Annotated in this window: 28 protein-coding genes; 15 read left to right on the top strand and 13 right to left on the bottom strand. The window is 71.8% G+C overall.

Going from position 1 to position 25,855, the window contains the following annotated elements:
- The first annotated feature begins 157 nt into the window (after positions 1-157).
- Positions 158-1,015, top strand: coding sequence for an alpha/beta fold hydrolase (locus ACWGKT_RS01100; protein WP_453271938.1), 858 nt, complete (start codon positions 158-160; stop codon positions 1,013-1,015).
- Here the strand turns inward: ACWGKT_RS01100 and ACWGKT_RS01105 are convergent.
- Together ACWGKT_RS01105 and ACWGKT_RS01110 are read right to left on the bottom strand one after the other, a co-directional pair.
- Positions 1,012-1,977, bottom strand: coding sequence for an SDR family NAD(P)-dependent oxidoreductase (locus ACWGKT_RS01105; protein WP_453271939.1), 966 nt, complete (start codon positions 1,975-1,977; stop codon positions 1,012-1,014). The two genes, ACWGKT_RS01100 and ACWGKT_RS01105, sit on opposite strands and share 4 nt — an antisense overlap.
- Positions 1,978-2,263: 286 nt before the next feature.
- Positions 2,264-3,301 (bottom strand): PHP domain-containing protein, encoded by a 1,038-nt coding sequence (locus ACWGKT_RS01110; RefSeq protein ID WP_453271940.1) that lies wholly within the window; start codon positions 3,299-3,301, stop codon positions 2,264-2,266.
- Between the two features lie 88 nt (positions 3,302-3,389).
- Between ACWGKT_RS01110 and ACWGKT_RS01115 the strand changes: the two genes are divergently transcribed.
- Positions 3,390-3,635, top strand: coding sequence for a hypothetical protein (locus ACWGKT_RS01115; RefSeq protein WP_356144789.1), 246 nt, complete (start codon positions 3,390-3,392; stop codon positions 3,633-3,635).
- A gap of 11 nt (positions 3,636-3,646) precedes the next feature.
- Here the strand turns inward: ACWGKT_RS01115 and ACWGKT_RS01120 are convergent, their stop codons facing one another.
- Positions 3,647-4,876, bottom strand: coding sequence for a ricin-type beta-trefoil lectin domain protein (locus ACWGKT_RS01120; RefSeq protein WP_453271941.1), 1,230 nt, complete (start codon positions 4,874-4,876; stop codon positions 3,647-3,649).
- A 154-nt stretch (positions 4,877-5,030) separates the two neighbouring features.
- Positions 5,031-5,705, bottom strand: coding sequence for a VanZ family protein (locus ACWGKT_RS01125; RefSeq protein ID WP_453271942.1), 675 nt, complete (start codon positions 5,703-5,705; stop codon positions 5,031-5,033).
- A 212-nt stretch (positions 5,706-5,917) separates the two neighbouring features.
- On the opposite strand from ACWGKT_RS01125, the gene ACWGKT_RS01130 reads away from it, so the two are divergent.
- Genes ACWGKT_RS01130 through ACWGKT_RS01155 form a run of 6 tightly spaced genes read left to right on the top strand, consistent with a single transcriptional unit; the run spans position 5,918 to position 9,762 of the window.
- Entirely contained in the window at positions 5,918-6,100 is a 183-nt protein-coding gene (locus ACWGKT_RS01130) for a hypothetical protein (protein ID WP_453271943.1), read from the top strand.
- On the top strand, positions 6,097-6,549 hold the full coding sequence (locus tag ACWGKT_RS01135) for an MrpF/PhaF family protein (protein WP_453271944.1): 453 nt from the start codon (positions 6,097-6,099) through the stop codon (positions 6,547-6,549). Before ACWGKT_RS01130 ends, ACWGKT_RS01135 begins: the two co-directional genes overlap by 4 nt.
- Positions 6,542-6,802 carry a Na(+)/H(+) antiporter subunit B gene (locus ACWGKT_RS01140; RefSeq protein WP_356144797.1) on the top strand — a complete coding sequence of 87 codons (261 nt, stop codon included), beginning with the start codon at positions 6,542-6,544 and terminating at the stop codon, positions 6,800-6,802. Before ACWGKT_RS01135 ends, ACWGKT_RS01140 begins: the two co-directional genes overlap by 8 nt.
- A complete protein-coding gene (locus ACWGKT_RS01145; RefSeq protein ID WP_453271945.1) occupies positions 6,799-7,623 on the top strand; it encodes an MnhB domain-containing protein in 825 nt (274 codons plus the stop codon). The genes ACWGKT_RS01140 and ACWGKT_RS01145 overlap by 4 nt, the downstream gene beginning before the upstream one ends.
- 7 nt (positions 7,624-7,630) lie before the next feature.
- Positions 7,631-7,990 carry an NADH-quinone oxidoreductase subunit K gene (locus tag ACWGKT_RS01150; protein WP_453271946.1) on the top strand — a complete coding sequence of 120 codons (360 nt, stop codon included), beginning with the start codon at positions 7,631-7,633 and terminating at the stop codon, positions 7,988-7,990.
- A complete protein-coding gene (locus ACWGKT_RS01155; protein ID WP_453271947.1) occupies positions 7,990-9,762 on the top strand; it encodes a complex I subunit 5 family protein in 1,773 nt (590 codons plus the stop codon). Before ACWGKT_RS01150 ends, ACWGKT_RS01155 begins: the two co-directional genes overlap by 1 nt.
- Here ACWGKT_RS01155 and ACWGKT_RS01160 read toward each other — a convergent pair whose 3' ends face one another.
- From ACWGKT_RS01160 to ACWGKT_RS01170, 3 genes are all read right to left on the bottom strand, one after another.
- Complete coding sequence (locus ACWGKT_RS01160) at positions 9,763-10,425, bottom strand: DUF4230 domain-containing protein (protein WP_453271948.1); 663 nt, start codon at positions 10,423-10,425, stop codon at positions 9,763-9,765.
- Positions 10,426-10,548: 123 nt separating this feature from the next.
- Positions 10,549-11,724, bottom strand: a complete 1,176-nt coding sequence (locus ACWGKT_RS01165; protein ID WP_453271949.1) for a GDSL-type esterase/lipase family protein — start codon at positions 11,722-11,724, stop codon at positions 10,549-10,551.
- Between the two features lie 89 nt (positions 11,725-11,813).
- Complete coding sequence (locus ACWGKT_RS01170; RefSeq protein WP_453271950.1) at positions 11,814-12,383, bottom strand: TetR/AcrR family transcriptional regulator; 570 nt, start codon at positions 12,381-12,383, stop codon at positions 11,814-11,816.
- A gap of 120 nt (positions 12,384-12,503) precedes the next feature.
- On the opposite strand from ACWGKT_RS01170, the gene ACWGKT_RS01175 reads away from it, so the two are divergent.
- On the top strand, positions 12,504-13,466 hold the full coding sequence (locus ACWGKT_RS01175) for a ribose-phosphate diphosphokinase (protein WP_453271951.1): 963 nt from the start codon (positions 12,504-12,506) through the stop codon (positions 13,464-13,466).
- Between the two features lie 64 nt (positions 13,467-13,530).
- Positions 13,531-14,724, top strand: a complete 1,194-nt coding sequence (gene tuf, locus ACWGKT_RS01180) for an elongation factor Tu (protein ID WP_453271952.1) — start codon at positions 13,531-13,533, stop codon at positions 14,722-14,724.
- Positions 14,725-14,773: 49 nt separating this feature from the next.
- Here tuf and ACWGKT_RS01185 read toward each other — a convergent pair whose 3' ends face one another.
- The 4 genes from ACWGKT_RS01185 to ACWGKT_RS01200 form a co-directional block, all read right to left on the bottom strand.
- Entirely contained in the window at positions 14,774-15,154 is a 381-nt protein-coding gene (locus tag ACWGKT_RS01185) for an anti-sigma factor antagonist (RefSeq protein ID WP_356144812.1), read from the bottom strand.
- Between the two features lie 145 nt (positions 15,155-15,299).
- The gene (locus tag ACWGKT_RS01190; RefSeq protein WP_356144814.1) at positions 15,300-15,863 is read right to left on the bottom strand and encodes a TetR/AcrR family transcriptional regulator; all 564 of its coding nucleotides are present in this window, start codon (positions 15,861-15,863) and stop codon (positions 15,300-15,302) included.
- Positions 15,860-16,222 (bottom strand): DUF1304 domain-containing protein, encoded by a 363-nt coding sequence (locus ACWGKT_RS01195; RefSeq protein WP_356144816.1) that lies wholly within the window; start codon positions 16,220-16,222, stop codon positions 15,860-15,862. The genes ACWGKT_RS01190 and ACWGKT_RS01195 overlap by 4 nt, the downstream gene beginning before the upstream one ends.
- Before the next feature lie 63 nt (positions 16,223-16,285).
- Positions 16,286-17,530, bottom strand: coding sequence for a PucR family transcriptional regulator (locus ACWGKT_RS01200; protein WP_453271953.1), 1,245 nt, complete (start codon positions 17,528-17,530; stop codon positions 16,286-16,288).
- Between the two features lie 328 nt (positions 17,531-17,858).
- On the opposite strand from ACWGKT_RS01200, the gene ACWGKT_RS01205 reads away from it, so the two are divergent.
- From ACWGKT_RS01205 to ACWGKT_RS01225, 5 genes are read left to right on the top strand one after another with little or no spacing between them, the layout of a single operon-like run.
- Complete coding sequence (locus ACWGKT_RS01205) at positions 17,859-19,643, top strand: ATP-binding protein (RefSeq protein WP_453271954.1); 1,785 nt, start codon at positions 17,859-17,861, stop codon at positions 19,641-19,643.
- The gene (locus ACWGKT_RS01210) at positions 19,640-20,050 is read left to right on the top strand and encodes a roadblock/LC7 domain-containing protein (protein WP_030043913.1); all 411 of its coding nucleotides are present in this window, start codon (positions 19,640-19,642) and stop codon (positions 20,048-20,050) included. The genes ACWGKT_RS01205 and ACWGKT_RS01210 overlap by 4 nt, the downstream gene beginning before the upstream one ends.
- Positions 20,047-20,418 carry a DUF742 domain-containing protein gene (locus ACWGKT_RS01215; protein ID WP_235452504.1) on the top strand — a complete coding sequence of 124 codons (372 nt, stop codon included), beginning with the start codon at positions 20,047-20,049 and terminating at the stop codon, positions 20,416-20,418. Before ACWGKT_RS01210 ends, ACWGKT_RS01215 begins: the two co-directional genes overlap by 4 nt.
- The gene (locus ACWGKT_RS01220; RefSeq protein WP_235452506.1) at positions 20,399-21,004 is read left to right on the top strand and encodes a GTP-binding protein; all 606 of its coding nucleotides are present in this window, start codon (positions 20,399-20,401) and stop codon (positions 21,002-21,004) included. Before ACWGKT_RS01215 ends, ACWGKT_RS01220 begins: the two co-directional genes overlap by 20 nt.
- On the top strand, positions 21,001-22,248 hold the full coding sequence (locus tag ACWGKT_RS01225) for a cytochrome P450 (RefSeq protein ID WP_356144823.1): 1,248 nt from the start codon (positions 21,001-21,003) through the stop codon (positions 22,246-22,248). Before ACWGKT_RS01220 ends, ACWGKT_RS01225 begins: the two co-directional genes overlap by 4 nt.
- A 96-nt stretch (positions 22,249-22,344) precedes the next feature.
- Here the strand turns inward: ACWGKT_RS01225 and ACWGKT_RS01230 are convergent, their stop codons facing one another.
- Positions 22,345-24,045, bottom strand: coding sequence for a hypothetical protein (locus ACWGKT_RS01230; RefSeq protein WP_453271955.1), 1,701 nt, complete (start codon positions 24,043-24,045; stop codon positions 22,345-22,347).
- Positions 24,046-24,221: 176 nt separating this feature from the next.
- Positions 24,222-25,853, bottom strand: coding sequence for an amidohydrolase (locus tag ACWGKT_RS01235; RefSeq protein WP_453271956.1), 1,632 nt, complete (start codon positions 25,851-25,853; stop codon positions 24,222-24,224).
- Positions 25,854-25,855 lie beyond the last annotated feature (2 nt).

Genomic DNA, 25,855 nt, shown 5'->3' on the forward strand with positions numbered 1-25,855 from the left:
GCGTGCCGCCCCCGGTGCCGTGCCTGGCAGGTACGTGCCATGACCCGGCAGGTAATCGACGCCCGCCGCCGCCCCCGGAAGCATGGAGGACGTCACGACGCAGCAGCACGAAGGACGTACCACTCGGCGTTCCCCAGCGGATTCAGGAGGATCCCCCATGCCGTACTTCGACAGCCCGGCCGACGGCACGCGACTGCACTACGTCGACTACGGCCCGGCCGACGGCCCCGTCGCCGTGTTCGTCAACAGCTCGTACCTCGGCACCGAGATGTGGGAGTACCAGATGCCGCCGCTGGCGGGGGAGGGATACCGCTGTGTCGGACTCGACCGGCGCGGGCACGGCCGCTCCGACGACGTCTGGGGCGGCTACGACCTCGACACCCTCGCCGACGATCTGCACGGACTCCTCGACCACCTGGACCTGGGCGGCGTGACCCTGGTCGGGCACTCGGTGGGCTGCGCGGAGATCGTCCGGTGCCTGACCCGGCACGGCACGGCGCGCGTGGCCCGGGTCGCCCTCGTCGCGGGCGTCGCCCCCGGCCTTGCCCGCTCCGCCGACAACCCGGACGGCTGGGACCCGGCGGCCATGCGCGCCGCCAACGAGACCTGGCTGCGGGACCGGCCGGCGTTCTTCAACGACCCCGAGGCGATCCGGGAGTTCTTCGCGCTCCACCTGCCCGGCAACGAGGTGTCGCCCGCCTACGTCCACTACCTCAGCGGCCGCTGCCTGGTCGCCACCGCCCGCGCGACGAGCGCGCTCATGGACCTGGTCACCACCCTGGACGTCACCGCCGAGGTGCCCAAACTCGATCTGCCGGTGCTGGTGCTGCACGGCACGCACGACACGTCGGCGCCGCTGGAGCTGACCGGCGCCCGCGTGGCCCGGCTCGCGTCCGACTGCACCCTGAAGGTGTACGAGAACGCGGGCCACGGCATGTTCGCCACCCACGGCGCCGAAATCACCGCGGACCTGCGGGACTTCCTGTCCGCCGGACGCACAACCGACCCGAGCTAGCGCCGGAACGCGTCCACCCCGGTCAGCTCCGCCGAGAGTTCCCAGAGCCGGGCCGCCTGCTCCGGGTCCGTCGCCCAGTCCTTCACGCCCGCCCGTGCCCCGTCCGCGGGGGCGGGCTCGGCGATGTCGCAGTCCTCCAGATACACCCCGCCCTTGCCCTCCAGTTGGGGCGAGGTGGCCGCCCACACCTGGGTGGCCGCGCCCTGCTCCGGGGTCTTGAAGGCCTCGGGGTCCACGAGGTCGCCGTTCTCGTCGATCCAGCCGGCCTCGACCATCTCCGCGCGGGACAGGTGCCGCTGCAGCGGGGTGAGGATGCCGCCCGGGTGCAGGGAGAAGGCGCGGACACCGGCGTCCCGGCCCAGCTTGTCGAGGTGCATGGCGAACAGCACGTTGGCCGTCTTCGCCTGCCCGTACGCCGGCCACTTGTCGTAGCCCTCGCGCCACTGGACGTCGTCCCACCGGATGCCCGAGTAGTGGTGGCCGCGCGAGGAGACGGAGACGACCCGGGCGCCGCCGGGCGCGATCGCCGGCCACAGGCGGTTGACCAGCGCGTAGTGCCCGAGGTGGTTCGTGGCGAACTGCGCCTCCCAGCCGGGCCCGACCCGGGTCTCCGGACAGGCCATGATCCCCGCGTTGTTGATCACGAAGTCGACGGTCCGGCCGGAGGCCAGGAAGCGCTCGGCGAAGCCGCGCACGCTCTCCAGGTCGCCGAGGTCGAGCGCGTCCACCTCGACGCCGCCGAGGCCGGCCAGTGCCTCCCGGGCGGTGTCCGGGCGCCGCGCGGGGACGACCACCCGGGCGCCCGCGCGGACCAGCGCGCGGGTGGTCTCAAGCCCGAGGCCCGAATAGCCACCGGTGACGATCGCGAGCCGCCCGGTCAGGTCGATGCCCCGCAGGACGTCGTCGGCGGTGCTCCGGGCGTCGAAGCCGGAACCGATCTTGTGCTGTGCCGTAGTGCTCATGCCCGAGACGCTACGAATTGGAGCGCGCTCGAAGTCAAGCGGAACACCGGGGTGACGCGGATCACCGCCGTGCTGGGCGCGCGACCGGAACAGCCGGAGGTGGTTGCCCGTTGAACGGACCGTGGGTGTGGACGGGACAGTGTCCCCGGGCCTCACCTTTCGCCCACAGGGACGATCGTTCGGCTGAAGCCCTGTGGAGCATTTCGCCGAGAGGCGACCGCCGTCCGCGCCCACCGCTCGGCCGCCCCGACCGTGATTCCCCCGTCGCGGTCGGGGCCTTCTGCTGTCACGCGCCCGCCACGCGCGACGGCGTACGGCCCTGCCGGGTCCAGGCCAGCAACTCCTCGACGGACCACGTGGTCACCACGCGCTCGGCGGGCACCCCGCACTCCTCGGCGCGGGCGCAGCCGTGGATCTGCCAGTCCAGCTGGCCCGGCGCGTGCGCGTCGGTGTCGATCGAGAACAGCACGCCCGCGTCGACGGCCCGGCGCAGCAGCCGCCGGGGCGGGTCGAGCCGCTCCGGACGACTGTTGATCTCCACGGCCGTGCCCGACTCGGCGCACGCCGCGAACACCGCGTCCGCGTCGAACTCGGACTCCGGCCGCCCGCGCCCGGTGACCAGCCGCCCGGTGCAGTGCCCGAGGATGTCGGCGTGCGGATCGCGTACGGCGGCCACCATCCGGCGGGTCATCGAGCGGGCGTCCATCCGCAGCTTGGAGTGCACGGACACCACGACCACGTCGAGCCGCTCCAGCAGCTCCGGCTCCTGGTCCAGCGAGCCGTCGTCCAGGATGTCGCACTCGATGCCGGTGAGCAGCCGGAACGGCGCCCAGGTGGTGTTCAGCTCCGCCATCACGTCCAGCTGCTCGCGCAGCCGCTCGGGAGACAGGCCGCGGGCCACCGTCAGCCGGGGCGAGTGGTCGGTCAGCGCCGCCCACGCGTGGCCGAGGCGCGCCGCGGTACGGCCCATCTCCTCGATCGGGCTGCCGCCGTCGGACCAGTCGGAGTGCAGATGGCAGTCCCCGCGCAGCAGCGCCCGCAGCCGCTCGCCGCCCTGGGCGAGCGGCGCCCCGGCCTGCTCCTCCAGCGTCCGCAGGTAGCCGGGCACCTCGCCGGCCAGGGCCTCGCGCACCACCTGGGCGGTCTTCGGGCCGATGCCCCGCAGCGACTGAAGCGTCCCGGCCGCCGCACGCTCGGCGACCTGGCCCGCGGGCAGCGCCGCGAGCACCTGCGCGGCGGTACGGAAAGCCCGTACGCGATAGGTCGGCGCCAGGGACCGCTCCAGCAGGAAGGCGATCCGGTCCAGTGCCTCGACGGGATCCATCGCCACCTCCACCTGCAGTGTTCCCCGGGGCCGTCCGATCAGCTACGCACATCACTCCATATGGCCATTTGCGTTCTACGCTCTATTCATGACCGAAATAGCGAGCCCCCACATCTCCAATCCGCGGATCCTGGTGCACGGGGTGATGACGGGCAAGCCCGGTACCGCGCCCTTCCGCATCGTCGAGATCGACGGTGAGGTCGTCGGTGAGGCGAGGGCCGTCACCGACGTCCTGGAGACCGCCGCCGCCTTCGGCATCACCGTCCACGACCTGGACGATCCGGACGTGGTCCGCTGGGTCGGCGGCGACAAGTTCACCTGGGTGCCCCGCTAGAAGGGTCGTGTTCAGCCGACCGTCCACTTCTGATTGGCGCCGCCCGTGCAGGTCCAGATCTGCAGCCGGGTGCCGTCGGCCGGATTGTTGCCGGTGACGTCCAGGCACTTGTCCGCCTGTGGGTTGACGATGTCGTGCGCCGCGGAGACGGCCCACTTCTGGTTGGGGCCGCCGGTGCAGTCCCACAGCTGGACCGTGGATCCGTTCGCCGTGCCGTTCCCGGTGACGTCCAGACACTTGCCGAGCGCCCGGATCGTGCCGTCCGAGCCGACCGTCCACTGCTGGGCGCCGGTGCCGTTGCAGCCGTAGAGCTGGACGGGGGTGCCGTTGGCCGAGTTCGCGCCGGCCACGTCCACGCACTTGCCGGCCAGCCCCTTGATGGCGACACCGGCCGCCGAGTCGCCCGTCGTCACCGAGACCGAGTCCACCACCAGCTGTTGCGGGAAAACGGTGGAGCCGTCCGGGTCGCCCGGCCAGTAGCCGCCCACGGCCAGGTTCAGGATCAGGAAGAACGGCTTGTTGAAGACCCAGGTCCGGCCGCCCAGGTCGGCGGGGGTGCGCCGCTGGTAGACGGTGCCGTCCACGGACCAGGTGATCGAGTCGGGCGCCCAGTCGACGGCGAAGGTGTGGAACGCGTCGGCGAAGGCCTGGCCGTTCGGCAGGCTGTAGGCGGCGCCTATGCCGCCCGAGCCCGAGTAGCCCGGCCCGTGGATGGTGCCGTGCACGGTCGAGGGCTCGAAGCCGACGTTCTCCATGACGTCGATCTCGCCCGAGTCCGGCCAGTTGACCGGCGTACCGAGCATCCAGAACGCCGGCCACATGCCCTGCCCGCGCGGGATCTTCATCCGCGCCTCGACGTGCCCGTACTGCGCGGTGAACTTCCCGGAGGTGTTCAGCCGGGCCGAGGTGTACTGGCAGGTGCCGTACCAGCACTGGTAGCCCGCCGGGTTCTCGCGCCTGGCGGTGATCACCAGGTGGCCCTGGCCGTCCAGGGCCGCGTTCTTGTTGCCCGACGTGTAGTACTGCCGCTCGTGGTTGTTGACGTTGTCGCCGGTCTCGATCTGCCACTTGGCGGCGTCGGGCGCCGAGCCGGCGGGCCCGTCGAAGCTGTCGGAGAAGGTCACGGCGGCGGCGACGGCGGGGGAGGCGTCCGCCTGCGTGGACCCGATCGCGGCGGTCGCGACGAGGGCGGCGGACAGGGCGGCGAACAGACATCTGCGGAGCAGGCGTGGGGAGGCCACGGCTCTCCTTCCGTGGGGGGGATGGATGTGTCGCCACTTGATTTAAGAAGTGAGATAAGAAGGGCGTCAAGAGGTTGGTACGGACCAGTGTTCCCGGCGCCGGTGTCCGGGCCGGGTTCGGGTGGCGTTCGGGCGGCGTCCCCTCGACGTCAGGTCACTTCTTCGGTGCGCGCGCGTGCACCGCCCGCCCCAGCCGTCGGCCCAGGAGCAGATAACCGACCAGCGCCCCCGTGGTGTTGAGGATGACGTCGTCCACGTCGAAGGCGCGCCCGGTGACCAGCGCGCCCTGTGCCAACTCCACCAGCAGCATCACGGACGCGGTGAGCAGCAGCACCCGTACGATCCCCCGGGCCCGCGGCGCGAGCACCGGCACCAGCACCCCGAACGGCACCCCCAGCAGCAGGTTCCCGCCGATCTGCTTGACGGCGTCGCGCAGGGCCGGCTGGTTCAGATAGGCCTCCACCGACCGCCCCGGACGCAGATTGCTGTGCGCGAGCGCCGCCGACGCCGGCGACGGCTGCAAGGTGAGCCGCGCCAGCACGACGGCGAACGCCACCATGAACGCGAAGGCGCAGAGCATCGCCAGCAGGCGGAGGGGGAGGGCGAGCGTGTGGTGTTCGGCGCGCGCCTCGGGTGCGCGCCGGTTCCTGGCGGCGCGCCCGCGCTTGCCGGTACGCCCTGACTTGGTGGTGCGCCCGGTCTTGCCGGCGCGTTCGGACTTGGTGGTGCGCCCGGTCTTGCCGGTGCGATCGGCGTCTTTGCCGGCACGCCCGCTCTTGGCGGCGCGTTCGCCCCAGATGGTGCGCAGGCGCATAGCCGTACGGGCCATGTGGTCCTCCAGTCTTCAACTTCCCTGAGTGACAAGCCGGTTACCCCGGATGGGGCGGGGAACACCGCCCTCCGCGCAGCGTCGGAGGCGCGCCGCCGGTTTCCGTTCGCGCTCCCGGGGCACCCCGCGCTGTGGCCCGCGCGTCGCCGCTCCCCGGGGCCCGGGCGGTGCTTGGATGCCAGAAACGGTGATCACGGCCGAGGAGGTGGCGCATGAACCGGCGTACGGCGCTCGTCGCCGCGGGCGAACTCCTGGCCTGGTGGACCGGCCTCGCCCTGCTCTGGCTGGTGCTCATCAGCACGGTCGACCCCCTGGAGTGCGCGGTCGGCGCGGGCGTCGCCGCCGTGGGCGCCCTCGCGGCACGGGCCGCGCGCCGGGCGGTGACCTGGCGGTGAACGACTGGATCCTCGCGGCGACGCTGCTGCTGGCCGGGGGCGCCGGGGCCGCCGTGTGGGGCGTGTCCACCGGCCCGCTGCGGCGCCGGGTGGTGGCCCAGAACCTGTCCACCTCCGCCGTCTGCCCGAGCCTGCTGCTCCTCGCCCAGGGGTACGACCGCCCGTCCTACGTCGACCTGGCTCTGCTCCTCGCGCTCCTCGGCCCGGTCGGCACGCTCGTCTTCGCCCGGCTGCTCAGCGACCAACTGACGGACGATCCGCCCCGCGCCTGGGGACTGACCTGGGCGGCCGCGGGACTCGGCGCGGTCACCGTGGTCGTGCTGTGCGCGGCCGTGGGACCGAGCCGCGCGATGGTCAAGCTGCTGGTCATCGGCGCGCTGCTGATCGGCGGCAACGTGGTCGCCTCCCGGGCGCTGTCCGGCGGGTTCCGGGGGGTGCGCGGTGGCTGACACGGTGATCGTCGTCTCCCTGCTGCTGGTGGCCGTCACCGCGACCGCCGCCGTGGCCAACCGCGACCCCGCCCGCCAGGCCCTGGTCCTCTCCGTCCTCGGCCTGGTGCTCGCCGTCCTGTTCACCGTCCTCCAGGCCCCCGACGTCGGCCTCTCGCAGCTGGCCGTCGGCTCGGCCCTCACCCCGCTGCTGATCATGCTGTCGGTGCGCAGGGTGAAACGGCGCGGGCAGCCGAAGGACGGCGGGCGGTGAGCCGGCGCACCCGGCTGTGGCTCGTGGCCGTCTCCGGCACGGGCCTGGCCGCCCTCCTGGTCGCGGCCTGCCTGGAACTCCCGCCCTTCGGTGGCTCCTCGCACCCGTACGGCGAGCGCGCCGTCCGCGCCGCGCTGGCCCGGCGCACCGCGAACACCATCGCCTCCGTCAACTTCGACCAGCGGGCCTACGACACGCTCGGCGAGATGTCCATCCTGTTCGCCGCCGTGCTCGGCTGCGTGGTGCTGCTGCGGCAGGCCCGCGACGAGCACCGGGCCCGGCCCGAACCCGCCGAGGTGGACCTGCCGGTCCGCCGCTACGCCCTGATCGTGCTGCCGGTCGCCGTGGTCGGCGGCCTCTACGTCATCGCCCACGGCCAGCTCAGCCCCGGCGGCGGCTTCCAGGGCGGCGTCGTCGCGGCGACCGCCCTGCACCTGCTCTACCTCGGCGCCGACTACCGCGCCCTGGAACGCGTCCGCCCGGTCGGCCTGTTCGAGGTCGCCGACTCCCTCGCCGTCTCCGCCTACCTGGTCCTGGGCCTCGCGGGCGTCCTCGCCGGGACCGCGTTCCTCGCCAACACGCTGCTGCCGTACGGCACGTTCAACACGCTGTCCTCCGGCGGCAGCGTCCCCCTGCTGAACGCGGCCATCGGCATGGAGGTCGCCTGCGCGGTCGTCGTGCTGCTCGCCCGCTTCCTGGACCAGGCCGTCGAGATCGAGCAGGGCGACGGCAAGGACGGCAAGGACGGCAACGACGGCAGGGACGACAAGGGAAGCGAGAGGGCGAACGAGAAGGAGAACGGGAAGGAGAACGGGGCGTGAGGACACCATGACCGCCGTGCCGCACGTGCTGCCGTACCTGGTCGCCGTCTGGGTCTTCCTGGTCGGCTGCTACGGCCTCGCCACCAGCCGCAACCTGATCCACGCCGTCGGCTGCCTGGCCGTGTGCCAGTCCGCCACCTACGTCCTGCTGCTCGCCGTCGGCTACCGCGACGGCGCCACGGCGCCCGTCTTCTCGGACATCGCGCCGGGTTCACGGCCCCTGGTCGACCCCGTCGTGCAGGCCCTCGCCCTCACCGACGTCGTCGTCGGAGCCACCGTCACCGCGCTGCTGCTCGCGCTCGTCCTACAGGTCGCCAAGCGGCACGGCACCATCGACCCCGACGAACTCTCGGAGCTGCGCGGCTGATGCACCACCTCCTGCCGCTGCTCGTCGCCCTCCCGCTGCTCGGCGCCGCCCTGCTCGTCGCCGGCGGCCGCCGACTGCCCCGCCGCGCCGCCGAGACGATCGGCTGCGCGGGCTCGGGCGCCACCGCCGCCCTCGCGATCACGCTGCTGCTCAACTCCTCCCCGCCGCTGGTCGAGTGGGCCGGCGGCTGGGTGCCCGTGAACGGCGAGAGCGTGGGGATCATGCTGATCGGGGACGGCCCCGCGCTCGGCATGGCCACGCTCGCCTCCCTGCTGACCTCGGCGGCACTGGCGTACTCCTGGCGCTACTTCGACGAACCGCCGCACCGGCACGCGGGCTCCTTCCCCGCCCTGATGCTGGTCTTCCAGGCGGGCATGTGCGGATTCGCCATCGCGGGCGACCTGTTCAACGCGTTCGTCTTCTTCGAGCTGATGAGTGTCGTCGCCTACGCGCTGACCGGCTACCGGATCGACGAGGCGAAGGCCGTGCAGGGCGCGCTGACCTTCGCGATCGTCACCTCGCTGGGCGCCTACGCCCTGCTGATGGGCATCGCCCTGTTGTACGCCCGTACCGGCGAACTCGCGATGGCGCAGATCGGGCGAGCTCTCGACCGTACGGCCGTGCACGGCGGACCCGACGCGCTCGTCCTCGCGAGCTTCGTCCTCGTCCTGACCGGGCTGCTGGTCAAGGCCGCCGCCGTGCCCTTCCATTTCTGGCTGCCGGACGCGCACGCCGTCGCGCCCACGCCGGTGTGCATGGTGCTGTCCGGCGTCATGGTCGAACTCGGCACGTACGGCGTCTGGCGGGTGTACGGCACCGTCTTCGCCGGACCCGGCGGCATCCCGCCCGCCGACCTGCGGCGGGTCCTCGTCGTGCTCGGGGTGCTGACCGCGGTCGTCGGCGCTGTGATGTGCTGGTACCAGCGGCACATCAAGCGGCTGCTGGCGTACTCGACGGTCGCCCACACCGGCCTCTTCCTCATCGGCATCGGCGTCCTCACCCCCGAGGCCGACGACGGGGTCGCCCTCTACCTCATCGCCCACGCCGGAGTGAAGGCCGCGCTGTTCGCCTGCGCGGGCATCCTCCTCGACCGGTACGGGAGCGTCGACGAACTCGCGCTGTTCGGAAAGGCGCGGCAACTGCGCACGGTCGCCGTGCTGTGGGGCGTCGGCGCCCTGGGCCTGGCCGGGCTGCCGCCGTTCGGGACGGCGCTGGGCAAGGCCGTCACCGAGGAGGCGGTGGGCGGCGCCCTCGCCGTCGTCTACGTCGCCGCGTCCGCCGTCACCGGGGGAGCGGTGCTGCGGGTCGGCGCGCGGGTGTTCCTCGGTCTGGGGCCCCGGCCTAAGTCCGAGGGGGAGTTCGAGACCACCGGCTCCGGCGAGCGGCCGGAGACCCCGCGACGACTGTCCCGGGTGCCCGACACCATGACCGCGGTGCCGGCGCTGCTGCTCGCGGGAGCGCTGGCCGTCGGCACGGTCCCCGGCTTCGGTGGCCTCGTCGCGGACGCGGTCAACGAGGCCGGTTCCGGGGGAGTCGTCGTCACCTCCGTCCACTGGACCGTGCCGGGCGTCCTGCTCGGCCTCGCCTCGGCCCTCCTCGCGGTGGGGCTCACGGCCGTGGCGGTCACCCGCCCGGCGCTGCTCGCCGCCCCCGAGCGGGCGCTGTCGCTGCGGCGCCTGCAGTCGGGACACGTCGGCGACTACGTGGCATGGCTGCTGGTGGGCACGACACTGCTCGGGGTCCTGGCCCTGCCCGGGGTACTGGGCGCCTGATCAGGCCCCGTACGTCACCCTCACCTCCGTGAAGCCGAGGGAGCGCAGCAGGCCCTCCAGCATGTTCGTGGTGTTCGTCTCGGCCCGCGCGGTCAGTCCGCTGTCCTTGGCCGCCTCGCCGATGTGGCGTACCGCGAGCTGTTGGACGGCGTGTTCACTGTTGGGGTTGTCCGAGAAGAGGTCACCGAGCCGGTCGATCAGGCCGCGCTGCTTGGAGACGGTGTAGGAGTGGTCGGCGTCCAGGGCGGGCTTGCCGAGCCGGGCGTGCGGCAGCCGGAGCGTGGCCGACGTGCGGTCGCCGCCCACCGTCACGTCCCGCTCGCCGAGCCGGCCGAGGTCGACGTAGGCGTCCACGGAGCCCGCCCCGACGTACAGGGTGCGGGTGCCGCGGATCGCGTCGGGCAGGTACTTGGCGTCCTTCTCCAGGTCCACGACGACCTGGAAGGCGCCGGAGGCGGCGTCGTAACGGCTGATGTCCTTGATCGACTTGAGGAGTGCGGGTCCCGACCGGTCGTGCGTCTCGGTGCCGAACAGGTCCTTCAGACCCGGGAGTACGGCCAGCCGGATCCCGGCGAAGAACACCGCGAGCACCAGGACGAGAGCGGTCACCAGCTTCGCCCACAGGGGCATCCGGGCGGGCAGCGCCTTGATGGAAGTCGACATGTCGATGGCCCTCCTTCCTCCTGTTCGGATGCCCGCCAAACTGCCCGTCAGACCGCCGAGTTGGCCGATCGGCATCGCTGGCGGAGGGAGGGGAGGGGCATGGACCGTGACAGGGGCGGCGACCTAGGCGAACGGCCCGTCCTCGGCGAAGGCGTGGGCGGCGAAGCGTTCGCCGATGCGGTGGTGGGTGGCGGCGTCCGGGTGGAGCCGGTCGGGCAGCGGGAGTTCGGCGGAGTCGGCCGGGCCGTAGAGGTCGCGGCCGTCCAGGTAGTGAAGGTGCGGGTCCTCGGTCGTGCGTTGCGCCACGATCCGGGCCAGCTCGTCCCGGATCACGCCCAAGGTGAGCTTTCCGTTCGCGCGCTCCGCCGGATCGCCCGCGGCCACGAACCGCAGCCGCCCGTCGGCGAGCGCGGAGAGGTCCGGGGCGCTGGGCCCGGGGGTGTCCTCGTGGATCGGGCACAGGATGGGGGAGACGACCAGCAGCGGCGCGCTCGGGTGGCCCTCGCGGAGGGTGTCGAGGAAACCGTGGACGGCGGGCGTGAAGGCGCGCAGGCGCATGAGGTCGGTGTTGACCAGGTTGATGCCGAGCTTGACGCTGATCAGGTCCGCGGGAGTGTCCCGCATCGCGCGGGCGGTGAACGGGTCGAGCAGGGCGCTGCCGCCCAGGCCCAGGTTGACCAGGTCCACCCCGCCGAGCGAGGCGGCGAGCGCGGGCCAGGTGCCGGTGGGGCTCGCGGCGTCGGAGCCGTGACTGATCGAACTGCCGTGGTGCAGCCACACCTTGCGGCCCCGGTCCGGTACGGGCTCGACGGGGGCATCGGTGCGCAGCGCGACGAGTTCGGTGGTCTCGTTGTGGGGCAGCCAGATCTCCACGTCCTTGACCCGGTCGGGCAGGCCGGTGAAGCGGAGGGTGCCGGCCGGGCCGGGCCGGTGCTCGGCGGTCCCGGTGGTCATGTCGACGGTCAGCGTGTCGCCGCCGCTCACCCCGGCCCGCCCGGCCGCGCGGCCGTCGACGAGCAGGTCGTACACGCCGTCCGGGCGCGGTGGGGCGCCCACGTAGACCCGTTTGGTGGGCACGGTGTCCAGTTCCACGGCGGTGGCCCCGGTGCGGAAGACCAGCCGGACGCCGGACGGCTGGGCCTCCGCGAGGGCGAGCTGCGGATCGGCGCACTGGGCGCGGGCCCGGGCGGGCAGCCGGTGCGGCAGGACGCCCCGCTCGGTGCGCTCCAGGTCGAGGGCGCCGCGCAGGAGGTCCGCGGTGATGGGCGTGGTGATCCAGTCGTGCCGGGTGGTGTGCATGGCCTCATGCCTGTGGGTCGGGGTGTGCGCGGGCCTGTGGGGTGGAGTGTCGCGGGCCTGCGAGGAGGGGTGTACCGGACGGTTGCGGGTCAGGGCGCGGGCCAGTTGCGCAGCAGCGCGTCGAGGGCGTCCACGATCCGGGTCCAGGTCTCCTCGGTGTCGGGGGCGCTGTGGCTGAACCCGCCCCCCAGCTCCAGGCTCACGTAGCCGTGGAAGACGCTGCCCAGCAGCCGGACGGCATGGGTCTGGTCCGGTTCCGCCAGGTCGTAGCCCCGCAGGATCGCCCGGGTCATCTGCGCGTGTCGGACACCGGCGCTCGCGGCGGCCGTCTGCGGGTCGAGTCGCAGCTGGGCCGCCGCATAGCGGCCGGGATGCTCCCGGGCGTAGTCGCGGTAGACGTTCGCGAAGGCGGCCAGGGCGTCCTTGCCGGCCCGGCCCGCGAGGGCGTGGGCGGCCCGGTCGGCGAGTTCCTCCAAGGCGAGCAGGGCGATCCCGGTCTTGAGGTCCTGGGAGTTCTTCAGGTGCGAGTACAGGCTCGCGACCTTGACGTCGAACCGCCGGGCCAGCGCCGAGACGGTCACCTGCTCGAAGCCGACCTCGTCGGCCAGCTCGGCCCCCGCCCGGACCAGGCGTTCGGTGGTCAGTCCCGCGCGTGCCATAACCATCCCTTCCTTCGACGTGAACGATTACGCAGTTGCCTAAAGTCTATAGGCAAGCCGCTCGGGGCCGGCCTGCGTAGCATGAGCCGCGGACCTTGATGATCATGCGAGGAGCGGATCGTGCGAGACATCGCCGTCTTCAGTGGCAGTGCCCATCCCGACCTGGCCCAGGAGGTCTGCGCGCACCTCGGCGTACCCCTCAGTCCCACCCGGGTCAGCCGGTTCGCCAACGACTGTCTGGAGTTGCAGCTTCAGGCCAATTGCCGCGAGCGCGACGTCTTCCTGGTCCAGCCGCTGGTCAGACCGGTGCAGGAGCACCTGGTGGAGCTGCTGATGATGTGCGACGCGGCGCGCGGCGCCTCCGCGGGCCGTATCACGGTCGTCATGCCGCACTACTCCTACGCGCGCTCCGACAAGAAGGACGCGCCGCGCATCTCGCTGGGCGGCCGGCTGGTCGCGGACCTGCTGGTGGCGGCCGGCGCGAGCCGGGTCCTCGCCATGACCCTGCACGCCCCGCAGGTGCACGGCTTCTTCTCGGTGCCGGTGGACCATCTGCACGCGCTGCGCGAACTCGCCGCGCACTTCCAGAGGTACGACCTCTCACGCACCACCGTCGTCTCCCCGGACCTCGGCAACGCCAAGGAGGCGGCCGCCTTCGCCCGGCTCATCGGCGCGCAGGTCGCCGCCGGCGCCAAGCAGCGGTTCGCGGACGACCGGGTGAGCATCAACTCGGTGATCGGCGAGGTGACCGGGCGGGACGTCATCGTGCTGGACGACGAGATCGCCAAGGGCAGCACGGTGCTGGAACTCCTGGAGCGCCTGCGCGAGTTGGGTCCGCGCTCGATCCGGGTGGCCTGTACGCACGGGTTGTTCTCGGCGGGTGCGCTCAAGCGGCTGAGCGAGCAGCCCGACGTGCTGGAGATCGTCTGCACCAACACCGTGCCGGTGCCCGTGGAGGACCACAAGGCGTACAAGGCCAAACTGCGCATCCTGTCCATCGCCCCGGCGCTCGCCGAGGCCGTCCGCCGGATTCACAACGGTGAGTCCGTCAGCGCCCTGTTCGACGCGCCCCGCAGCGAATAGACATGAAGAACGGGCAACAGTGGAGCCGCGCTTGACATCACCCACCTGACCAGGAGGGCTCGCAGTGGCGAAGGCGAAGTACGAGCGGACCAAACCGCACGTGAACATCGGCACCATCGGTCACATCGACCACGGCAAGACCACTCTCACGGCGGCCATCACGAAGGTGCTGCACGACAAGTTCCCCGATCTCAACCCCTTCACGCCGTTCGACCAGATCGACAAGGCGCCCGAGGAACGGCAGCGCGGCATCACCATCTCGATCGCGCACGTCGAGTACCAGACCGAGCGGCGGCACTACGCGCACGTCGACTGCCCCGGGCACGCGGACTACATCAAGAACATGATCACGGGCGCCGCCCAGATGGACGGCGCCATCCTCGTCGTCGCGGCCACCGACGGCCCGATGCCGCAGACCAAGGAACACGTGCTGCTGGCCCGGCAGGTGGGCGTGCCCTACGTCGTCGTCGCCCTCAACAAGACGGACATGGTGGACGACGAGGAGATCCTGGAGCTCGTCGAGCTGGAGGTGCGCGAACTGCTCACCGAGTACGAGTTCCCCGGCGACGACGTGCCGGTGGTGCGGGTCTCCGCGCTCAGGGCGCTGGCGGGCGACCCGCACTGGGCCGCGTCGGTGCTCGAACTCCTCGACGCCGTCGACCGGTTCGTGCCGGAGCCCGTGCGTGACGTGGACCGGCCGTTCCTGATGCCGATCGAGGACGTGTTCACCATCACCGGCCGGGGCACGGTCGTCACCGGCCGGATCGAGCGCGGCACGCTGCGGGTCCACAGCGAGGTCGAGATCATCGGCATCCACGAGCAGAAGACCAGGACCACGGTCACCGGCGTGGAGATGTTCCGCAAGCTGCTCGACGAGGGCCGGGCGGGCGAGAACGTCGGTCTGCTGCTGCGGGGCGTCAAACGCGAGGAGGTCGAGCGCGGGCAGGTCGTCATCAAGCCCGGATCCGTCACCCCGCACACGGAGTTCGAGGCACGCGCCTACATCCTGTCCAAGGACGAGGGCGGCCGGCACACGCCCTTCTTCCAGAACTACCGTCCCCAGTTCTACTTCCGCACCACGGACGTGACGGGCGTCGTCACCCTGCCCAGGGGCACCGAGATGGTCATGCCGGGCGACAACACCACCATGCACGTCGAGTTGATCCAGCCCATCGCCATGGAGGAGGGGCTGAAGTTCGCCATCCGGGAGGGCGGACGGACGGTGGGCGCCGGTCAGGTCACCCGGATCATCAGGTAGCCGTCACGGCGAACAGCCGTCGCGGCGGCCGGCGTTGCAGCCAATACCGTCACAGCGATCCGGACGCGGTCTCGGGCTGTCCCAGGGCCGCGTCCAGCGTCGGTCGCGCGGGCAGCAGCCGCGTGAGGCCGGTGACCCGGAAGACGCGCAGGGTCAGCGGGTGGGTGCACACCAGGTGCAACTGCCCGCCGCGCTCCAGCACCCGGCTGCGGGCCCGGTACAGCAGGCGCAGCCCCGAGCAGTCGAAGAACTCGACGTGCCGCAGATCGATCACGACGCGGGCGCCGGGGCGGTCGGTCGCGCGGTCCAGGTGCGGAGTGATCTCCGTGGCCGCCGCGATGTCGATCTCGCCGTGGAACTCCAGCACCGTGTGTCCGCGGTCCTGATGGATGCGCAGGTGCCGGGTGAGCGGTGCGGGCTCCTGTCGCACGACGGCGTCACCTCCCACCCGCTCCCGGAAATCCGTCCCCGCCGTCAAGTTACCCTCGATGGAGGGAATTTGAGCATGTTCGATTGACATATGTCTTCGAGTTTGGCGCGTGTCCGCCGGTCGCGGCGCCCGCCGCGGGAACCCCTCATCGGCTCCGGTGCAGCGCGACCAGCAACTGCCAGACCTGGTGGGCCACTTCCTCCGAGGTGGCGTCCAGGAGCCCATGCAGCCAGTCGGCCAGCACCCCGGCGAACGTGGCGGCCACCGCCGAGGCGACCAGCGGGGCGTCCGCCGCGCCCGCCAGCTCCCGCTCGGCCAGGCTGCGGGCCCGCAGGTCCCGGTGCAGCACCCGGCCGAGCGGACCGCCGCCGCCCGGCGTGAGCAGCGTCCGGTACAGGGCCGCGTGCGGGGCGAGGCCCGCGAAGAACTCCAGCAGCGCGGGCGGGGCGTGCACCGGGTCGGGCCGCCCGCGCCAGGCGTGCAGTGCGTCCACCGCCTCCCGCACCACGTCCGCGCAGGCGTCCACGGCCAGCGCCTGAAGGCCGTCGTAGTGCACGTAGAACGTGGCGCGGCCGACCCCGGCCCGGCGGGCCAGCGCGGCGACGCCCACCTCCTCCAGCGGCCGTTCGGCGCACTCCTGGAGCAGGGCGGCCCGCAGCCGTGCCCGGGTGCGGGCGGCGCGCGGGTCCTCGGGCACGTCCCCGGTCACCGGGCGGCGAGGACGGCGGCCAGGGCGAGCGCGCCGGGCAGCGCCTGTACGACCAGGATGCGGCGGTTGGCGGTGGCCGCGCCGTACACGCCCGCGACCACGACGCACGAGGTGAAGAAGACCCGCGCGCCGAACCCGGTCGGATCCGCGGCGATCAGGCCCCACACCAGGCCCGCCGCCAGAAAACCGTTGTAGAGCCCCTGGTTGGCGGCCAGCGGCGCGGTCGCCCGCGCCATCTCGGCGTCGAAACCGTGCAGGGAGCGGCCCGGCTTCTTCTGCCACAGGAACATCTCCAGCACCAGGATGTACGCGTGCAGCGCGGCCACCAGGCCGACCAGTACGTTCGCCACGATTTCCATGATCGGTGGACCCCTCCATGTCTTGGACAGGTGTCCAATATAGCTGGACGGCTGTCCAGGAAGTCACCCGGCGGGTTCCTCCCGGTGACCGAAGCCCCCGCGCAGCTCCCGGGCGCGCAGGGCGAGCTGCATCTCGAACCGGGCCGCCGGATCGTGCAGCAGGTCGCCGAACAACTCGTCGAGCTGCCGCATCCGGTAGCGGACCGTCTGCGGGTGCACCGCGAGGCGCGCGGCGACCTCGGCGACACCCCGCCCGGACTGGAGCCAGCCCAGCAGGGTCTCGGCCAGCCGCTCGCGCTGCGGCGGACGCACCTGCTCCAGCGGGCGCAGCCGGCGCTCGGCCATGGCGTCCACCAGCGCGTCGTCCCGGGACAGCAGCAGTGTGGACAGGTGGTCCTGGCAGCGCACGATCCCGCTGTCCGCCCCGGTGTCGGCGAGGACCCCCCGCCGTACCAGCTCCAACGCCTCGGTCGCCCAGCGCAGCGACCGCGCGCCCTCGTGCAGCGCGACCGTGGGACCCATCGCGGCGCGCAGCCCGTGCAGCGCCCCGGCCACCGCCCGGGCCCGGCCCGGCCCCTCCGGGTCGGGCACCACAAGCACGGCGGGCTGCAGGTCGAACCGGGTCAGGAACTCCGGCGGCACGATCGGCTCCACCTCGGTCGGCGGCCGGTGCTCGACCGCCACCACCGCGAGCGCCCGCGGCGGCGTCCAGCGCGCGGCGTGCGCCAGTTCGGCGATCGCCTCGGCCGAGGCCGGCGGATCGGCGGTGAGCAGGTCGACCAGCCGGGCCCGCCGCTGCCGCAGCTCTCCCGCCGCGTGCAGCCGGGCCTCGGTGTAGCCCGCCGTCGTCGCGGCCGCCATCTCGTCGAGGTGCAGGAACAGCGCCTCGCCGAACGCGCCCAGCACATGACGGGGCAGTACGCCTTCGTCGACCAGCGCGTTCACCCGGCGCCAGGTGACCCGGGCGCCCAGCCGGAGCGCCCACTGGAACGAGTCGAGGCTGCGCCCCTCCTCCGCCTCCCCGCGGCCGATGCGCTGGTACGTGGCCTTCACCGGCGCCCAGTCGGTGTCCGGCTCGGCCATCCGCTCCAGCAGCCCGCGCAGCGCGTGGTCGACTCCCCGGTGCACCCCCTGCATGTACGTGTCGTCCATCGGGCGGGCGTACTCGGGGATCTCCGTCCTGATCGCCCGGACGACCTCCTCGGTGATATCGGCGAAATAGGGGCGCAGTCGGTCGTGCAGACCGGACGGCAACGCCTTGAACGGGCCGCTCGTGTCGACTTGTCCCCCCGTTGTTCTCTTCGGCACGGCGGTGACGATACCGGCGGGTAACCAGCGCGGGCTCATCGGTTCCGGACAGTTGCCCGCGTGCGGATTGTCACCCGGCGACAAAGGGCGAGGCGACAAGTCCCCTGGTCCGTAAGGGGTTTTGTCGATCCGGGGGGTCTGCCGGAGAGTGACGGAACCCTCACGTCCGCGAACCCGTGCGGTTGATCCTTTGGGGTTCAAACCCGATAAGCTCCAGTCCGGCGCTGCGAGTTGACGTGACCGCGATGGGTCGACCCGTAGTGCGTACTCATGAGTGCGGCCTTTGCACATCCCCCCGTTTTCGATCGTGTGCTTTCGAAGGATGCAGATGGAACTCGCCACTCCGCCCCCGGCGGCGCGGGCCCCTGTCGCCTGGTACAGCTGGTGGCTGATGCCACTGGCCTTAGGAGGTGGAACGGTTGCCGCCACGTTCATGAGCTCGGAGCGAATAACCGCCGCCGTGGCCGGTGCTGCCGCCACGGCCGCCGGCTCCGTGTGCGTGCGGCTGCTGATTCGCGCACAGAAACAACTGCGAGGTGCGGAAGGCAACTTCCGCACCTCGCAGGCCGAGCACTCGCAGCAGTGGCAGCAGCATGTCGCGGGTCTGGAGCGGAAGTTCGCCGTCGAGCGCGCCGCCCTGGAGAGCCAGCTCGGCGAGCAGGCCTCCGCCCACGAGGCCCAGCTCGGCGAGCGGACGGCGCTCTACGAGGCGCAACTCGCCGACACCTCCCGGGCGTACGAGGAGCGGCTGGCCGACCAGGCCGCGTCCTACGAGGCGCAGCTCATCGACCGGGCCGAGGTCTGGCAGGACCAGGTCGCCCACCAGCGGACCGCCGTCGCCCGGCTCGCCGGCGAGCAGCTGCCCGACGCGCTGCGGCGACTGCGTGCCGGTGAGGGCATCGACGACCTGCTGCCGTCGACCGAGCAGAGCGCGCAGGTCGACAAGGAACTCCAGGCGGATCTCCGCCGGATCCTGCGGACCTCCCTGATCGGTGTCGAGGAGGAGTTCAACCGCTCGACCTCCGCCGAACAGGCCGTGATCAGCCTCGGCAACCGTATCCACGTGCTGACCAGCAAGCTGCGCGGCCGCCTGCACGAGATGCAGGGCGAGCACGGCCGGCTGCCCGCCGTGGCCCGGGGCCTGATGGAGCTGGACCAGCAGCTCGGTCCCGCCGACTCCCTCGCCGCGAGCGTCGGCGTGCTCGGCGGCTCGGACCGGCCGGGACGGCAGTGGCAGGAGCCGCAGCGGCTGCTCAGCGTGGTGCGCGGCGGCATCGGCCGGATCAAGGACTTCCACCGGGTCGAGGTCCGTCATCTGCCCGAACTCGGCGTCGACGGCGGCCTGGTGGACCACCTCACGCTGATCTTCTCCCACCTCCTGGACAACGCGGCCCGCTACTCGCCGCCCACCGAGCCGGTGCTCGTCTCCGGCAAGGAGGTGCCGAACGGCGTCGGCATCGAGATCCAGGACTCGGGCAAGGGGCTGAGCGAGGAGAAGAAGCGCGAGGCCGAGCACGCCCTCGCGGGCACCGCGGCCGGACCCGGTCTCGGTGGCATCTCCGAGGACGCCAACATCGGTCTGCGCGTCGTCGGTATCCTTGCCCGCCGCTACGGCATCCGCGTCACCTTCGCGGACTCGCCGTGGCTCGGCACCTCGGTGGTCGTGGTGGTCCCGCACAAGTACTTCAGCCCCCTGCCGACGGTCGCCCCGGGCACCACCCCCGCCGCCGGAACCCCGGTCGCCGGGACCTCCGCCGTCTCCGCCCCCGAGACGACGACGGTCCAGGGCCCCTTCACCACGGAGGCGTCGGCGGCAGGCATCTCGGACGCGGTGGACACCACGGAGACGACGCCGGGCGGACTGCCCCGGCGCAGGAGCAGGCGCCGCGAGACGGAGCCGGCCGAGCAGCCCGCCCGGACCGAGTCCGCCACCGTCGCCCCTGTTCCGCCGGACGAGTCCTTCGCCGGCCTGGCCGCCTTCGCGACCGCGGGCCGCGATGCCGCCGGGGTCGGGCCGAGGCCCGCCGAAACGGAGTTCGGCGAGCCCCGGACGCAGGCGCCCGGCCGCGAGTCCACCGAGCACCGCACTGAAGAGAGTGACAAGTCCATATGACGCAGCAGGGAACCGACGTGAGCTGGGCGCTCCGCGATCTGGTGGAGAGCATCCCCGAGATCCGCTTCGCCCTCGTGGCCTCCAGCGACGGCAAGGCCATCACCTCGTTCGGCGCCGAAGACCCCGATGACGTGGACCGCTTCGCGGCCGTGGTGGCCGGACTGCAGGCGCTGGCCCAGCCGGTGGCCGAGCAGTTCCCCAAGTACGCGGGCCAGCTGCGGCTCGCGATGATCGAGGTCGACGGAGGTCATCTGTTCGTCGTGCGTGCCGGTGTCGAGACGTATCTGGGCGTCCTCGCCCGCGAGGGACTCGACCAGGGCCTGCTCGGACACCAGATGAGGGACCTGGCTCGTCGGATGGGTGAGCTTCTCGGCACCACTCCGCGCCTGGAGGAGCACTCTGGATGAGTGCTCCCCGCCGGCCCACGGACCCGTCCGGTCTCGAGCGCTACTACGTCCTCACGGGAGGGCGCAGCGGACCGGGCGGGGCGGCGTCGAGCCTCGACGTGGCGACCCTCATCGTCTCCCTCACCGCTCCCCATCCGGGTATGCAGCACGAGCACGAGGACATTCTCCGGCGCTGCCGTGATCCGTTGTCGGTGGCCGAGCTCGGCGCCCACCTCGGATTGCCCTTCAACATTCTCGCGGTGCTGTTGGCGGATCTGCTGGAGGCAGGCCGTATTGAAGCCCGTGATCCCATTCCGGCGCACCACGCCGGACGCGGGCCCGACCTCGCGCTCCTTCAGGAGGTACTCAGTGGACTTGAAAGGCTTTGACCGTCCCGGCCGGCCCGCCGCCGGGGGCACTCGCTCGGTCAAGGTGATGATCGCCGGCGGGTTCGGCACCGGGAAGACCACCCTGGTCCGCTCCGTCAGCGACATCAAGCCGCTCACCACCGAGGAGACCCTCACCCAGGCCAGCGTCGGCGACGATCACCTCATCGGGGTCGCGGACAAGACCGAGACCACCGTCAGCCTGGACTTCGGCAAGATCAGCCTCAACGACAGCCTGATGCTGTACCTGTTCGGCACCCCGGGCCAGGAGCGGTTCTGGTTCCTGTGGAACGGTCTGTTCAAGGGCGCGCTCGGCGCGATCGTCCTGGTGGACACCCGCCGCCTCGCCTCCAGCTTCCGGGCGATCGAGGAGATGGAGCGGCAGGACGTGCCGTTCGTCATCGCGCTGAACATCTTCCCGGACTCCAAGCAGCACCCGATCGAGGAGATCCGGGACGCCCTGGACATCTCGCCGGACATCCCCGTCGTGGCGTGCGACGCCCGCGACCGGGCCTCCAGCCGTGACGTACTGATCGCCCTGATACGTCATTTGAAGGAACGGTCCGCCATCGCACTGGAGCCCCGATGAACGACCAGAACCTCGACAGTCCCGACGCCCCCCGCGGCTGCCCGGTCGCGCACGGTTCGGCCGAGTTGGCCCGGCTGTACGGGCCCGAGGCGGCGACCGACCCGTTCGGCATCTACGAGCGGTTGCGCAAGGAGCACGGCGCCGTCGCGCCGGTGCTGCTGGAGGGCGACATCCGCGCCTGGCTGGTGCTGGGCTACCGGGAGAGCCGGCGGGTGCTCGACAATCCCCGCCAGTTCGCCCGGGACGGGCGGACCTGGCGGGACTGGCGGGAAGGACGGGTCGCGGAGACCTCCGCGCTGATCCCGATGCTCGGCTGGCGTCCCGACTGCGTGTCCCAGGACGGCGAGCCGCACCGCAGGCTGCGCGGCGCCGTCAACGATGTGCTGCAGGCTGCCGTCGGCCGCGGTATCCGGCGCCACGTCACGCACTTCGCGAACAAGATGATCGACGGGTTCGCGGACAGCGGCCGCGCCGATCTGGTGGCGGACTACTCCGACTATCTGCCGATGCTCGTGATGTCCCGCATTCTGGGGCTCGGCGAGGCGGAGGGGCGCCGGCTGGTCGAGTCGTGCGCCCAGGTGCTCAAGGGCGGCGAGGACGCCGTGATGCACGACGGCAGGATCAGGGAGATCTTCGGTGAACTCGCCGAGCGCAGGCGGTCCGAACCCGGCTCCGACCTCGCCACCGGCCTGCTGGAGCATCACGCGGGTCTCGACCACGACGAGGTCGTCCACCACCTGCGCGTGGTGCTGATCGCCGCGCACGTCACGACCAACCTGCTGGCCCGGGTGCTGCAACTGGTCCTGACCGACGCCTCCCGGCTCTCCGGGCTGATCAGCGGTCAGCTGAACATCTCGGCGGTGGTGGAGGAGGTCATGTGGAACGCTCCGCCGCTGGCCGTCCTGCCCGGGCGCTTCGCCGCCAGCGACGTCGAACTGGGCGGGCACCGCATCGAGGAGGGCGACCTGCTCGTTCTCGGTCTCGCCCCGGGCAACCTCGACCCCGAGGTCCGGCCCGACCCGGGTGTCTCGGTGCAGGGCAACCAGGCGCATCTGGCGTTCGGCGCGGGCCCGCACGAGTGCCCCGGGCAGAGCATCGGTCAGTCCATGATCGAGGTTGCGGTGGACGTCCTGCTGCACCGGCTGCCGGGCCTGCGGCTGGCCGTGCCGGCGGACGAGCTCACGACGACCGCCTCCACCTGGGATTCCCGGCTGGACAGGCTGCCGGTCGAGTTCCCGGTGTGAGCACGCCGCTGCCCGGTCGGAAACCCGGCCGGGCAGCGCGGTTCGAGTCATGGGTCGTACTGGGTCGTACTGGAACTCCGGAACAGGCCCGAGGCGTCAGCCGTCGAGCCAGTCGCCCGCGAGCTCCGTGGGACGGTACCCCGTGGCGTTCCAGAGGAAATGCGGGTGGGCGCAGCCGAACATGTAGGCGATCAGCGCGGTGTCCTCCCTCCCGGTCTCAGGGTCGTACAGGGTGTAGAACTGTTCACTTCCGACCGCGCCGGCGTCTTGCTGGACTTCACGAGCGCGGTCCGGGGACGGTGCGGCGCCGGCTGCCTCCACGGCGGCGACGTAGGTGCGGCGCAGGATCTCCCATGCGGTGTCGGTGTTGCCGTGCCAGGGGCCGTGCAGTGCCTCGAAGGCATGGAGTTCGGCGTCGAAGAGGGGCCATGTCCGGGGGTATTGGTCTCGGCAGCGTGCGGACAGCTCGGCTGTCCGGGGGCTCAGCGCCGGTGCGGTGGGCCGCGGGGCGATGGTGAGGGTGGTGCCGTCGGTGAGGATGCCGCTGCAGGCGTTGGGCTGCAGGTCGCAGAGCGGGCACTCCTCGGCCGGGGGGAGGCCCTGGGTGATGCCGTCGAACCACAGGGCGTGGCGGCCCGTGAGCCCCAACCAGACGACGGTGCTGGTCATCAGCCAGGTGTTCCACATCGGCGTGTGCGCCTCGGGCATGCAGCCGTACTTGACGAGGGCGATGGCGCAGGCGGCGTAGAGAGCCTTGGTGTGGGTGGGCATGTCGGCGAGCCAGATGTTGCTGATCTCGCCGGTGAGGGCGTCGGCCCGTACGTCGGTCATGTCGTCGATGACGCGGCACAGCAGCAGCGAGGCGAGGTGCTCCTGCTGCCAGAGTTCGGTGTCGGGTGAGACGTGCCAGAACAGGCAGTCCAGCATCTGCAGGGCCGCGTAGGTGCTTTCGCCGAGTGGGTTGGTCTGGGGGAGCACGACGTTGCCCGCGTGATGCTGCTGGAGCCAGTACTCGTCGACGGATCGCTTGTGGGCTGCGTAGAGTCCGCAGACCAGGGCCCGTGCGCTGTTGGTGCTGAAACTCTCGGCCAGGCGGCCTTCGACGAGTTGGGTGAGGGACGTGGTGTCGATGGTGTCGATCACGCGCTTGTATTCGTGGAAGACGAGTATGTCGTCCTCGAAGCGGTGACGGAGGCCAGAGCCTCGCTCAAGATCGTTTATCTGCCGGACCCAGATCCATCCAGCGGTCAGGACGCTGTCGAGCTCCTGGCGGTACGGCCAGGCCTTGACGGTGAGGGGACGACCGGCGCTCTTCCGCCAACCGTAGTCGCCCAGCGTGCGTGCGGGGGGCGCGGGCAGCCGACGGCACAGAGGACAGGCGCAGGCGGTTATTCGCTCCTTCTCGCGCGGCGGGGTGAGTGCCCGGCTCCGCCAGGCCCCCTCCAGCATCGTGCTGGTCAGTCGGCAGAGCTCAATATCGGTGCTGACTTGAGGGAAGGCTTCTCCGATCAGGCGCAGGCTGGTGTCGAGTCGACGCAACCTGGCGTCGCCCTCCTCGTCAGGTGGGAGGAACGCGCGCGGCGCTGTCCGGAGAGCTCCCTCCACATGCAGCGTGGTGCCGGAGTGGGCGGAGCCGAGCGCGTCCAGCCGCTGTTGAGCGGCGTTCTGGCACCTTTGGTGCTCCTCCGTGCTCCCGTCGACGCGTTCCATCAAGAGACGGGCCAGGGCGTCCCCCGCCTCCGCGGGCTGGAGCACGGGTGGGTCGAAGGGCACGTCGAACCTGACGTCCTGAGGCATGCGAGTCCTTTCGGAGACGGAACGCAGAGCCCCCCGCCCCTGCAAACGGGCGGCCAGACGGCCGCCCGCGCACTCGAACTGAGCTTCGTGGTACGAAAGTTGACCGAGAAGCGATACGAGGCTGCCCAGAGCGTAAATGATCTACACCGTGACACGGCCGTGACGTGTGTTACTGCTCATGCCTCCTGAGCCGCGTACACTCGCGCGCCCCCCACATAGGTGAGCGCCACCTTCGTCTCCGCGATCGCCTCGGGGGGACCGGCGAACGGGTCACGGTCCAGCACCACCAGATCGGCCAGCGCCCCGACGCTCACCCGCCCGCCGTCGTCCAGATGGTTCACGTACGCCGTACCCGCCGTGTACGCCGTGAGGGCCTCCGCGAGCCCGAGGCGCTCGCCGGCCAGGAACACCGGGCCGTCGCCGCCCGGTTCGACGCGGTTGACCGCGACATGAATGCCCTGGATCGGATCCGCGCTGCTCACCGGCCAGTCGCTGCCCGCCGCGAGCCGCGCCCCGGAGCGCAGCAGCGCCCCGAACGGGTACTGCCACGCGGCCCGTTCGGGCCCGAGGAAGGGGATCGTCAGCTCGTCCATCTGCGGCTCGTGCGCGGCCCACAGCGGCTGGATGTTGGCGGTGGCGCCGAACCGGGCGAAGCGCGGCACGTCGTCCGGGTGGACGACCTGGAGGTGCGCCAGATGCGGCCGGGTGTCGCTCGGCCCGTTCACGGTGCGGGCCGCCTCGATCGCGTCCAGGGCGTCGCGTACGGCCCGGTCGCCCAGCGCGTGGAAGTGGCACTGGAAACCGAGCGCGTCCAATTCGGTCACATACTTGGGCAGTTGACCGGCGTCGATGAAGCTGGTCCCGCGATTGGCGGTGGCGCAGCCGCACTTGTCGAGGTAGGGCTCCAGCAGTGCCGCCGTCCCGGTCTCCGCGACCCCGTCAAGCATCAGTTTCACGCTGCCCGCGCGGAACCGGCCATGGCTGAACGCGGCCCGGCGCTCGACGAGTTCGGGGATCTGCTCGGCCCCGCGCTCCCGGTCCCACCACAGCGCGCCCACCACCCGCGCGGTCAGCGAGCCGTCCCGGGCGGCCGCGAGATACGCGTCGGCCGGGTTGTCCATGCCGAGGAAGTCGCCGACGAGGGCGTCCTGCCAGGCCGTGATGCCGAGCGCGTGCAGATGGCGCTGGGCGTGCAGCAGCGCGGCCAGCCGGTCGGCCGCGGTGGCCCCCGGCGTGAGGCGGCCGACCAGCTGCATCGCACCCTCCTGGAGCGTGCCGCTCGGCTCGCCGGAGGCGTCCCGGTCGATCCGGCCGTCGGCCGGGTCGGGGGTGCCCCGGGTGATGCCGGCGAGCTCCAGGGCGCGGCTGTTGACCCAGGCGCCGTGGTGGTCGCGGTTGGGCAGATAGACCGGCCGGTCGGGGACGGCCGCGTCCAGCAGCTCCCGTGTCGGCGTACCGCCCTCGAAGGCCTCCATCGACCAGCCGCCGCCGAGGATCCACTCCCGCTCGGGGTGGGCGGCGGCGTACACGCGAACGGCGGCCAGGGTCTCCGCGGCGGTCTTCGCACCGGTCAGGTCGCACTGGGTGAGTTCGAGTCCGGCCGGCACGGGGTGGATGTGCGCGTCCTGGAAGCCGGGCAGCAGCAGCCGTCCGGCGAGGTCCACCACCTCGGTCCGGGGCCCGGCGAGTTCGCGCACCTCGTCGTGCCCGACGGCGGTGATCCGGTCACCGGTGACGGCGACGGCACTCGCCGTGCGGCCCTCGGGGGTGAGGACGGGGCCGCCGGTGAAGAGGAGATCAGCGTGCATGT

The organism is Streptomyces sp. NPDC054794, assembly GCF_053611585.1.

Coding starts and splice junctions, on each gene's coding strand:
- ACWGKT_RS01205 (WP_453271954.1), top strand. CDS start 17,859: ATGGAACTCGCCACTCCGCCCCCGGCGGCGCGGGCCCCTGTCGCCTGG.
- ACWGKT_RS01170 (WP_453271950.1), bottom strand. CDS start 12,383: ATGGCACGCGCGGGACTGACCACCGAACGCCTGGTCCGGGCGGGGGCC.
- ACWGKT_RS01115 (WP_356144789.1), top strand. CDS start 3,390: ATGACCGAAATAGCGAGCCCCCACATCTCCAATCCGCGGATCCTGGTG.
- ACWGKT_RS01165 (WP_453271949.1), bottom strand. CDS start 11,724: ATGCACACCACCCGGCACGACTGGATCACCACGCCCATCACCGCGGAC.
- ACWGKT_RS01130 (WP_453271943.1), top strand. CDS start 5,918: ATGAACCGGCGTACGGCGCTCGTCGCCGCGGGCGAACTCCTGGCCTGG.
- ACWGKT_RS01125 (WP_453271942.1), bottom strand. CDS start 5,705: ATGGCCCGTACGGCTATGCGCCTGCGCACCATCTGGGGCGAACGCGCC.
- ACWGKT_RS01235 (WP_453271956.1), bottom strand. CDS start 25,853: ATGCACGCTGATCTCCTCTTCACCGGCGGCCCCGTCCTCACCCCCGAG.
- ACWGKT_RS01150 (WP_453271946.1), top strand. CDS start 7,631: ATGACCGCCGTGCCGCACGTGCTGCCGTACCTGGTCGCCGTCTGGGTC.
- ACWGKT_RS01105 (WP_453271939.1), bottom strand. CDS start 1,977: ATGAGCACTACGGCACAGCACAAGATCGGTTCCGGCTTCGACGCCCGG.
- ACWGKT_RS01155 (WP_453271947.1), top strand. CDS start 7,990: ATGCACCACCTCCTGCCGCTGCTCGTCGCCCTCCCGCTGCTCGGCGCC.
- ACWGKT_RS01110 (WP_453271940.1), bottom strand. CDS start 3,301: ATGGATCCCGTCGAGGCACTGGACCGGATCGCCTTCCTGCTGGAGCGG.
- ACWGKT_RS01215 (WP_235452504.1), top strand. CDS start 20,047: ATGAGTGCTCCCCGCCGGCCCACGGACCCGTCCGGTCTCGAGCGCTAC.
- ACWGKT_RS01100 (WP_453271938.1), top strand. CDS start 158: ATGCCGTACTTCGACAGCCCGGCCGACGGCACGCGACTGCACTACGTC.
- ACWGKT_RS01160 (WP_453271948.1), bottom strand. CDS start 10,425: ATGTCGACTTCCATCAAGGCGCTGCCCGCCCGGATGCCCCTGTGGGCG.
- ACWGKT_RS01230 (WP_453271955.1), bottom strand. CDS start 24,045: ATGCCTCAGGACGTCAGGTTCGACGTGCCCTTCGACCCACCCGTGCTC.
- ACWGKT_RS01210 (WP_030043913.1), top strand. CDS start 19,640: ATGACGCAGCAGGGAACCGACGTGAGCTGGGCGCTCCGCGATCTGGTG.
- ACWGKT_RS01195 (WP_356144816.1), bottom strand. CDS start 16,222: ATGGAAATCGTGGCGAACGTACTGGTCGGCCTGGTGGCCGCGCTGCAC.
- ACWGKT_RS01225 (WP_356144823.1), top strand. CDS start 21,001: ATGAACGACCAGAACCTCGACAGTCCCGACGCCCCCCGCGGCTGCCCG.